This window comes from Actinoallomurus acaciae, from assembly GCF_042429965.1.
Classification (GTDB): domain Bacteria; phylum Actinomycetota; class Actinomycetes; order Streptosporangiales; family Streptosporangiaceae; genus Actinoallomurus; species Actinoallomurus acaciae.
In genome coordinates this window covers 1-10316 of the sequence record NZ_JBHLZP010000299.1, presented here as the reverse complement: position 1 = coordinate 10316, position 10316 = coordinate 1, and the positions used below count along the sequence as shown (strand labels likewise).

At 72.6% G+C, this 10316-nt stretch carries 7 protein-coding genes; 5 read left to right on the top strand and 2 right to left on the bottom strand.

Annotated elements, in window-relative coordinates; genetic code table 11:
• The 5 genes from ACFFNX_RS31310 to ACFFNX_RS31290 form a co-directional block, all read left to right on the top strand.
• Window positions 1-572 (top strand): SDR family oxidoreductase (locus ACFFNX_RS31310; RefSeq protein WP_378209477.1); only part of this gene is annotated, 572 nt, incomplete at its 5' end.
• A 128-nt stretch (window positions 573-700) separates the two neighbouring features.
• Window positions 701-3310, top strand: a complete 2610-nt coding sequence (locus tag ACFFNX_RS31305) for an alpha-L-rhamnosidase-related protein (protein WP_378209476.1) — start codon at window positions 701-703, stop codon at window positions 3308-3310.
• 141 nt (window positions 3311-3451) lie between these two features.
• Window positions 3452-4771 carry an SGNH/GDSL hydrolase family protein gene (locus ACFFNX_RS31300; protein WP_378209475.1) on the top strand — a complete coding sequence of 440 codons (1320 nt, stop codon included), beginning with the start codon at window positions 3452-3454 and terminating at the stop codon, window positions 4769-4771.
• Window positions 4772-4843: 72 nt separating this feature from the next.
• The gene (locus ACFFNX_RS31295) at window positions 4844-7495 is read left to right on the top strand and encodes a family 78 glycoside hydrolase catalytic domain (RefSeq protein WP_378209474.1); all 2652 of its coding nucleotides are present in this window, start codon (window positions 4844-4846) and stop codon (window positions 7493-7495) included.
• A 173-nt stretch (window positions 7496-7668) separates the two neighbouring features.
• Window positions 7669-8475, top strand: coding sequence for a DUF1684 domain-containing protein (locus ACFFNX_RS31290; protein ID WP_378209473.1), 807 nt, complete (start codon window positions 7669-7671; stop codon window positions 8473-8475).
• Window positions 8476-8533: 58 nt separating this feature from the next.
• Here the strand turns inward: ACFFNX_RS31290 and ACFFNX_RS31285 are convergent, their stop codons facing one another.
• Window positions 8534-9259, bottom strand: a complete 726-nt coding sequence (locus ACFFNX_RS31285) for a DUF899 family protein (RefSeq protein ID WP_378209472.1) — start codon at window positions 9257-9259, stop codon at window positions 8534-8536.
• A gap of 79 nt (window positions 9260-9338) precedes the next feature.
• On the bottom strand, window positions 9339-10316 hold a 978-nt coding region (locus ACFFNX_RS31280), incomplete at its 5' end, for an RNA polymerase sigma factor (RefSeq protein ID WP_378209471.1).

Here is a 10316-nt window from a genome sequence, read left to right as displayed (position 1 = left end):
CCGTGCTGGCGTTCGGCGGCGTCGACCTGGTGGTCAACAACGCGGGCCTGTCGCTGTCCAAACCGCTGCTGGAGACCACGGTCGCGGACTGGGACCTGCAACACGACGTCATGGCCCGTGGGTCGTTCCTGGTCTCCCGCGAGGCCGCCCGGGTGATGACCGAGCAGGGCATGGGCGGTGACATCGTCTACATCGCCTCGAAGAACTCGATCTTCGCCGGGCCGAACAACATCGCCTACAGCGCGGCAAAGGCCGACCAGGCCCACCAGGTGCGGCTGCTGGCCGCCGAACTGGGCGCGCACGGTATCCGGGTCAACGGCATCAACCCCGATGGCGTGGTCCGGGGCTCGGGCATCTTCGCCGGCGGGTGGGGTGCCAAGCGCGCCGCCGTCTACGGGGTGCCCGAGGAGAGGCTGGGGGAGTTCTACGCCCAGCGGACCCTGCTCAAGCGTGAGGTGCTGCCCGAGCACGTCGCGAACGCGGTCTTCGCGCTCACCGGCGGAGACCTCACCCACACCACCGGACTGCACGTCCCCGTGGACGCCGGGGTCGCCGCCGCCTTCCTCCGCTGACCGCCGCGTGCGGGGCGGCACGCCGCCCCGCACGCCACCCCCCTGCCCGCGCCCTCCCTCATCGACTTCCGCCGCCACATGCCACATCGGGGTTCTTCATTCGACCGCATCCAGAAAGGGAGCCCAGGATGCGACTGGTCTCGAAGCTTCGACCACACCCCCTGAACGTCCTCGCCTGTCTCGCGTTGAGTGTGACGAGCACGGTCGTGGCCCTGTCGCCCGCCGGGGCCGACCGCCGGGCATCGCCGCCGCCGGACGCCGCGAAGATCCTCGCGGGTCTGCCCCCGGCCGACTGGCACCGCTACGTCCAGGGCACCTCGCACCGCGAGATCTCCCCGGTGCGGGTCGTCTCCACGACCGGCGACGTCACGAACCCCGGCGGTGTCCTGGGCGCGGGCACGACCACCCTGCGCCGTGAGGCTCCGCAGCCCAGACCGGTCTGGCCCTCCGGCACCACGGCGACCGCGTCCTCCTACCACGAGCCCAACGGCGGCAACGACGGCACGCCCACCTCGTACGAGCCCGGCAATGCCGTCGACGGCGACGCCAAGACGTTCTGGAACGACGCGACGGCGGACACGTATCCGGCCTGGCTGCAGATCACCAGCCCCACCCCGGTCAAGCTGCCGGGCATCACCGTCCTGTCCAACGCCGACGGGGTGCCGATGGACTTCACCGTCGCCACCTGGAACGGCACGGACTGGGTCACCCAGGCGACGGTCACCGGCAACACCGACGTCCAGCGGGCCGTGACGTTCCCGCAGGAGGTCGAGACCGGCCAGGTGCGGATCACGGTCACCAAGGACCAGCCCAGCTCCAAGGGCGACTACACCCGGATCAACGAGGTCTATCCCGGCGTCGTCTCCGACCCGCCGCAGGCGAGCGTCACCCTCGACTTCGGCAAGGTCGTCGTCGGCTACCCGAAGATCCGCTTCGGCGGCGCGTCCGACGACCACCCCGGCGTACGGCTGGCGTTCTCCGAGACCCGGCAGTACCTCACCGACCGCTCCGACTTCGCCCGCTCGGACTTCTCCGGCGGCCCGGGCACCGACCAGTACGCCCCGCCCGGCAAGCCCACCACCTGGACCGACGCCAAGGGCTGCCAGAGCGGCACGAAGGTCTGCGCGGACGGCCTGCACGGCTTCCGGTACCTGAAGATCAGCCTGGACGCGCTGGCGAGCGACGCCCCCGCCGCGGAGCCGTACGGCACCGTGAAGATCAAGGGCGTCGCCCTGGACTCGACCGCGCTCGACGGCGGGCCCGGCGCGTACAAGGGCTGGTTCGAGTCCTCGGACCAGAGCCTCAACCGGTACTGGTTCAACGCCTCCTACACCAACGAGCTCGTCACCGACACGTTCCGGCCGACCGACGTCGAGCCGAGGAACGCCGACAGCCCGTCCCTGGACGGCAGGCTCGTCCTGCACGACGGCGCCAAGCGGGACCGTGACCCGTACGTAGGCGACGTCGCCGTGTCGGGCCGCACCGACTACCTCACCCACGCGGTGCCGCAGGCCGCCCGCAACGTCCTCGCCGACCTGGCCGACCACCAGCGCGCCGACGGCTGGATCCCGCCGGCGTCCATCAACGGCTACACCCTCCCGCTGTTCGACTACCCGCTGTGGTGGGTGACCTCCAGCTCGGACTACGTCCTCTACACCGGCGACATCGGCTACGCCCGGACGTACTACCCGAACCTCGTCAAGGCGCTCGACGGTTGGTACCCGTCGGTCACCGACTCCCACGGTCTGCTCTCCAAGGGCCTGAACGGCACGAGCGGCTACGGCGACTACGCGTTCCTGCCGCGCACCGGCGAGGTCACCTACTACAACGCCCTGTACGTGCAGGCCCTCAAGGACGCCGCCGGCCTGGCGCGATCCCTCGGCCACACGGCGGACGCCGGCCGCTGGGAACAGCGCGCGGGAACCGTCGCGACCGCGATCAACACCTACCTGTGGGACGCCGGGAGCGGCGCGTACCTGGACTCGGGCACCGGCGCCGTACGTCACGGACAGGACGGCAACGGCCTGGCGATCCTGGCCGGTGTCGCCTCATCCGGGCAGGCCGCCGCCGCGCTGGACCACCTGGCGAAGACCACCGCCCAGCCGTACGGCAACGCGTTCATGGACAACGACACGCTCGTGTCCGACGGGAGCGAGCGGGTCTACGCCTTCACCTCCTACCCCGAGATCCAGGCGCGCTTCCTCACCGGCCGGGCGGACTCCGCGATCGAGGAGATCAAGCGCCTCTACGGCTGGATGACGAACCACGACCCCGGCATCACCGACTGGGAGGGCATCGGCAGCGGCGGCTCCCTGTACGAGGGCGCCTACACCTCCATGGCGCACGGCTGGTCGACCGGCGTCGTGCCGGCGCTCAGCAATGACCTGCTCGGCGCCGTGCCGACCGGACCCGGCTTCGCCACCTGGACGGTGCGGCCGCACCCCGGCTCGGTGACCTGGGCCCGCGGGCAGCTGCCCACCCCGCACGGCGCGCTCCGGGTGACCTGGGTGCAGGGCCGGGGAGCGGCCTTCACCCTCAAGGTCGACGCCCCGTCCGGGACCTCCGGCGACGTCGCCGTGCCGACCGGCGGAAAGCGGGTCACCGTCCGCGTCGACGGCAAGGTCGCCTGGGACGGCGACGCCCCACACGCCCACCGGGCGACGAACGCCGACGGTTACATCACCCTGCACGGCGTCTCCGGCGGCCGTTCGCACACCGTCCAGACGATCGCCGGGTGAGCATCCGAAGCCACGGGCCGGCGCGCTGCGGCGCGTGACAGACCGGCGGTGGGCTCGCGGCCTTGGTGCGCCGCGGGCGCCCGGCCCGGTCTCGAACCCCAGCCCTTCGAATCACTCTCCGCCAAGCACGAGCGAGGTCCCATGCGCCCCTGGAAGCGACGTCATCGTCGTCCGCTCACCGCTGCCGCGTTGCTCACCCTGGCCGTCGCCCCGGCGGCCGTCCCGGCCCAGGCCGGGGCGGCACCCGACGCCGGGTGGGTGGGCACCTGGACCGCGAGCCCCATGGCCCATTCCAGCGACGCCGTCTCGACGAACGGCTTCACCGGCCAGACGGTCCGGGAGGTGCTGCACACGAGCGTCGGCGGGCGGCGGCTGCGGCTCCGCCTGACCAACACCTTCGGCGCCGTGCCGCTGAAGGTCGGCCGCGTCACGGTCGCGCCGCCCGACGGCCCCGGCGGGATCCGGTCCGACCGCGTACGGACGCTGACGTTCGGCGGGGCCGGATCGGTGACGATCCCCGTCGGAGCGCGCACGGTCAGCGACCCGGTGGCGCTGCCGGTCCCCGCCGACGGCGACGTCACCGTCAGCCTCTACCTGCCCTCCGCGACGGGACCGGTCACCTGGCACCGGCAGAGCATGGAGACGACGTACGTGTCCGGCACCGGGGACCACACCGGTGACGCCGACGCCGCTGCGTTCCCCACCCGGCTCGGCTCGTTCTTCTTCGTCGACGGGCTCGACGTGGCCCCGGCCACCGCCCCGCAGGGGGCCGTCGTCACGCTCGGCGACTCGATCACCGATGGCGACCAGTCCACCGTCGACGCGAACAACCGGTACCCGAACTACCTGGCCCGGCGCGAGAACGCGCTCCCGCCCGGCCGGCGGCAGGCGGTGCTGAACGCCGGGATCGGCGCCAACCGGGTGCTCAACGACTCCCGGCTGGGAGGTCCGAAGGCCCTCGACCGGTTCGACCGGGACGTCCTGGGCCAGACCGGCGTCCGCGACGTGATCCTGCTGGAGGGCGTCAACGACATCAACTTCCCGTGGTTCGGGTCCGAGCCGGACGCCCAGCCGACGACCCCGGTGACGGCCGGCCAGATCATCGCCGGGTACGAGCGGCTCATCGACCGGGCGCACCGGCACGGGCTGCGCATCCTCATCGGCACGATGACGCCGGTGCGGGGCTCGTTCTACTACACCGCCGCGGGCGAGGAGGAACGCCAGGTCGTGAACCGCTGGATCCGCGGGCAGCGGCTCGCCGACGGCGTCATCGACTTCGACCGGGTCATGCGTGACCCGGCGGACCCGCAGCGCCTGCTTCCCGCCTACGACAGCGGCGATCACCTGCACCCGGGCGACAGCGGCTACCAGGCCATGGCGGCGGCCGTCCGCCTCGACTGCCTCGGCCCCGGCGCGGGCTCCGCCCGCGGAACCGACTGCACCACGGCTCGCGCCTCCTGACGGCCGGCCGCGCCCGGTTCCGAGCAGGTGCACAACGCCGGATCCCGAACCTTCCCCCTGGAGGAGAACACGATGAGGAATCGCTTCCTCGCGGCCGCCGGCGCGGTGACCATCGCGGCCGCGCTACCGCCCTCCCCCGCGTGGGCCGGGGCGGACCACGCCCCGCTGGCGCCGGCCGGTCTGACCGTCGGCGACCAGACCCGGCCCCTCGACGTCGAGGGCCGTCCGGCCTTCGGCTGGCTGCCCCGCGACGTCGACCCCGGCGAGGTCCAGACCGCGTACCAGATCAAGGTCTCCGAGGGGCGCAAGACCGTCTGGGACAGCGGCAAGGTCGCCTCGTCCCAGGAGTCGTACGTCGCCGGGCCGGGCGACCTGACGCACGGGAGCAGCTTCACCTGGACCGTCCGCACCTGGGACCGCGCGGGCAAGGCGTCGCCCTGGTCCCGGTCCGCCGCCTTCGACACCGGCATCGCGGACGCCGACTGGCAGGCGAGCTGGATCCGCCGCACGACGGCGGAGAAGGACGACTACACCTACGCCCGCAAGGAGTTCACGGTCGGACCCAGCGCGGTCACCCGGGCCCGCGTCTACGTCGCCGCCGGCCAGCAGTACGACCTGCACGTCAACGGGCGGCCGGCCGACCGCGGCGCCGCCTACTCCTACCCCGGCGAGGGCTACTACAAGGCCGTCGACGTCACCGGCCTGCTGACGGCCGGAAGGCCCGCCGCCGTCGGCGCGCTCTACCACTGGTACGGCCCCGGCCAGGGCCGCCCGTCCGGCGAACCCGGCCTGCTCATGCGGGTCGTCGTCGACCACGCCGACGGCACCCGTCAGGTCGTCGTCACCGACGGCTCCTGGAAGGTCACCCGCGCCAACTGGAAGACCACCTCCTACCGCAACGGCGACGGCCGCGACTACATCGAGGACATCGACGGCACCACCGAGCCGATCGGCTGGGACCGGCCCGGCTTCGACGACTCCTCCTGGACCGCGCCGCAGGTCGTCGGCGTCCACCCGGCGGGCGTCTTCACCCACCTGCAGGGCCAGGAGTCCGCGCTCACCCACCGGACGGTGAGCCCGGTCAGGGTCGCCAAGCTGTCATCCGGCGCGGTCGTCGCCGACTTCGGCGAGATCATCCCGGCCGTTCCGGTCGTCCGCTTCCGCGACGGCGCCAAGGGCACGGCCGTCACGATGACCGCCGGCTACCTGCTGAACAGCGACGGCACGGTGTCCAACGCCAAGAAGGACAACCAGGGCACCGACCTGACGTACCGCTACACCGAGCGGGACGGCGACCAGACGGTGCGCTACAACACCTACGAGGGCTTCCGCTATCTCCAGATCGACGCGGACGTGACCGCCGGGGACATCGGCGCGATCGTGCAGCACACCGACGTCCCGTCCCAGGCCCGGCTGCACACCTCGAACAGCGGAGTGGACGCGGCGTACGACCTGATGCGGCGGTCGGCGCTGTACGACTCGCAGGAGCAGTTCCTCGACACCCCGACCCGGGAGAAGGGGCAGTTCCTCGGCGACTCGGTCGACGTCTCCCTCGCCACCATGTCCGGCTGGGGCGAACGCCGCCTCACCCGCAAGGCGATCCGCGAGTTCATCGCCTCGCAGGCCCGCTACTGGCCGGACGGGCGGCTGAACGCCGTCTACCCGAACGGCGACGGCAAGCGCGACATCCCGGACTACACCGAGATGTTCCCGAGCTGGGTGTGGGAGTACTACCTGCAGTCCGGTGACACGTCCACGCTGAGCGCCGCCTACCCGGTCATGAGCGCCGTCGCCGACTACGTCCGCCGCTACGTCGACCCGTCCACCGGCCTCGTCACCAGGCTGGCCGGCGGCTCCGGCTCGTACCTGAACGGCATCGTCGACTGGCCGAACCGCTACGGCTACGACACGGACGCCACCGCCCGTACGACCGTCAACGAGCTCGCGGTCGACCTGCTGAACTCCACCGCCGAGGCGGCCCGGGCGCTCGGCAAGGACGCCTCGGCGTACCGGCGCGACGCCGCGACCCTCACCACCGCGATCAACGGCAGGCTGCGCCGCTCGGACGGCATCTACATCGACGGCCTGGAGGCGGACGGCTCGCCGAGCACGCACGCCTCCCAGATCGCCAACGCCTACGCCGTCGCGTTCGGCCTCACCTCCGACGCCAGGGTGACCGGCTACGTGGCCGGCCTCGGCCTGCGGATGTCGCCGATGACCGTCCACTGGCTGATGGCCGCCCTGGCCGGCCGCCCGGACGCGTTCGTCACCCGGCTCACCGACTCAGGCGACATCGGCTACGCCAAGATCCTGGCCTCCGGCGGCACGTTCACGTGGGAGTCGTGGGAGGCGGACCAGACCGGCGACAGCCTCTCACACGGCTGGGGCGCGTCACCGGTGATCGACGTGCAGCAGACCCTGCTCGGCGTCGCCGTCACCGCCCCGGGCGCCGCGCGGATCCGCGTCCGCCCGCCCGCGTCCGGCCTGACCTCGGCCTCGGGCACGGTTCCGACCCAGCGCGGCGACGTCACGGTGTCCTGGCGGAACGCGAACGGCCGCCTCACCCTGACCGCCGACGTCCCGGTCAACGTCCAGGCCGAGATCGACCTGCCCACCACCGGCAGGGTGAGGGTCTCCGGCGACGCCCGGTACGCCGGGCAGAAGGACGGCCACACGGTGTACGAGACCGGCTCCGGCCACGTGGTGTTCACCGCGGCCGGGTGAGCCCTGGATGAGCGGTGCGGCGTGCCTCGCGGGGCACGCCGCACCCGCGCGTGGCAGGGCCGCCGATCTTCCTCGGCCGGCCGGGAACGGTGTACAACCGGAGGACGGCCACGTCACCGTGGACACGCGCGGCCATCTCCGGGCCGGAGGGCACGCGTCATGAAGGAGGTCCCATGGCTCTTCAGGACACCGGAACCGACACGGACCGTTTCGTCCGCGAGTGGCACGACTGGCATGAAAGGCACGAGTCGGCCCGGGCGGACCGCCACGGGTTCCTCGCGATCACCGGCGTGCACTGGCTGACCGGTGAGCCGGAGCGTTTCGACGACGCGCCGGGCGCCTGGTCGACCGGCCCGGACGGGGTGGTCGTGACGCTGGACGACGGAGAAGAGCTCGTCGTGGACGGCTCGCCGGTGCGCGGCGAGCACCGCTTCGGCGTGCTGGCCGAACGCGGCGGCGCCATCGCCACGTGGGGCGACGCGGTGATCGAGGTGGCCAAGCGCGGCGGGCTCGACATCGTACGGCCACGGCACCCGGACCATCCGCTCCGGACCGGCTATCACGGCACGCCCGCCTACGAACCCGACCCGCGCTGGGTGGTGACGGGCCGCTATGCCACGTTCGACGAACCGCGGCCGACCACGGTCGGCTCCGTGGCCGAGGGACTGCGGCACGTCTACGAAGCGCCGGGCCGGATCGACTTCGAACTGGAGGGCCGGGCGCTGAGCCTCACCGCGTTCCCCGGCCTGCTCGTCCTGTTCACCGATGCGACCGCCGGCGACACCACGTACGCCGCGTGCCGCGAACTGCACGTCGAGGCCCCCGGCGCCGACGGCACGGTGACCCTCGACTTCAACCGGGCCGTCAACCTGCCCTGTGCCTACACCGACTTCGCCACCTGCCCGCTGCCGCCCGCCGAGAACCGGCTGCCGGTCGCCATCACGGCCGGCGAGAAGATCCCGTACGAGCGCGCCCGCTGATCGCGGCGCGCGGGTGGGCCGGTCACCGGACGGTGACCGGCCCTTCGCGTCCGTGTCGTCAACGTCCGCCTGCGAGGTCGTCGCTGTGCCCGGCCTCCAGGCGGGACCACTGCGCGGTGGGGCGCCCGTTCGTACGTGCGTAGGCGTCGGTGATGCGCGGCCGCCCGGCGGGCGAGTCCTCCCACGGCTCCTGCCGCCCGTACACGGTGCGGTCCAGCAGGCCGTAGGTCTGGTCCATCACCTCGACGCCGCGGCCGGTGGTCCAGTAGGTCTCGAAGACCCGCTCGCCCTGCCGCAGGTAGCAGGCCAGCATGAACGGGCCCCGTCCCGCCATCAGCACGCCGAGGGACTCCTCCGCGGAGTACCAGGGCACGTCCCAGCCCATGAAGTCGCGGTAGCGGACGCTCTCCTCGTACGGGCCCTGACAGAACGTCGCGTACGTGACGTCGCGTGCGTGCAGGTAGGACAGCTCGCGGACCTGGCCGTTGAAGAACGTGCAGCCCTCGCACTGCTCGGCGGCCGGCCGGCCGGTGTGCCACATCTGGAAGTAGGCGATCAGCTGCCGGCGACCCTCGAACGTCTCCAGCAGCGTGACCGGACCGTTCGGGCCGATCAGCTCGACGGCGGCGTCGACCTCCACCATCGGCAGCCGCCGACGGGCCGCCGCGATCGCGTCGCCTTCGCGGGTGTGCGCCTTCTCGCGAATCCGCAGAGCGTCCAGTTCGACCTGGTAGCCGGCCCGGTCAATGATCTTGGGGGCCGACGCGGTGGTGTCGGTGTGCATGAGATCTTCCCTTCGTCGGTGGACCTTCGCCCCACCGACGAAGACGGCCGGCCCGGATCGACATCGGCCGCGGAGAACCTCAGAGTTCTTCGAGCCGGCCGGTCAGATAGCGGCGCTCGGCCTCGGTCGGCGCCAGTTCGAGGGCCTCCTCGTACGCCGTCCTCGCCTCATCGGCACGGCCGTCTCGGCGCAGCAGGTCGGCCCGGGTCGCGGGCAGCAGGTGGTAGCCAGCGAGCCGCCCGGACGCCGCGAGCTCGTCGACCAGGGCCAGGCCGGCCGGGACACCGTCCACCATCGCGACCGCCACGGCACGGTTGAGGTCCACGACCGGGGACGGCGCCAGCCGGGCCAGCTCGCCGTACAGGATCGCGATCTGCGGCCAGTCGGTGTGCGCCGCGTCCGGTGCCGTGGCGTGGCAGGCGGCGATCGCGGCCTGCACCTGGTAGGGCCCGGCACGCCGCATGGCCAGCGCCTCGTCGAGCGTCGCCACCCCTTCGGCGACCAGAGTCCGGTCCCACCGGGACCGGTCCTGGTTCTCCAGCGTGACCAGCACGCCGTCCTCGACACGGGTCGCGCGCCGGGCCTCGTGCAGCAGCATCAGCGCGAGCAGCCCGCGCGGCTCGGGTTCGTACGGCATCAACCGCACCAGGACACGGGCCAGCCGGATGGCCTCGGCCGTCAGGGCGCGCCCCGCGTCCTCCCCGTCGTAGCCCCGGTTGAAGATCAGGTAGAGCACCGCGAGCACGGCGGCCAGCCGCCGGGGGAGGAGCTCGGCGGGCGGTACGCGATACGGGATGCCGGCCTCGGCGATCTTGCGCTTGGCCCGGACCAGGCGCTGCGCCATCGCGGGCTCGGCCGTGAGGAGGGCACCGGCGATCTCGGCCGTGCTCAGGCCGGCCAGCGTGCGCAGAGTGAGCGCGACCCGGGCCGGGAACGGCAGCGCCGGATGACAACAGGTGAAGATCAGCCGCAGCCGCTCGTCCGTGATCTCCTCGTGCCGCGGCTCGTCCGGGTCGCGCGCCAGCACCGCGAGCCGGCGCAGCCTGGCCGCGCCGGC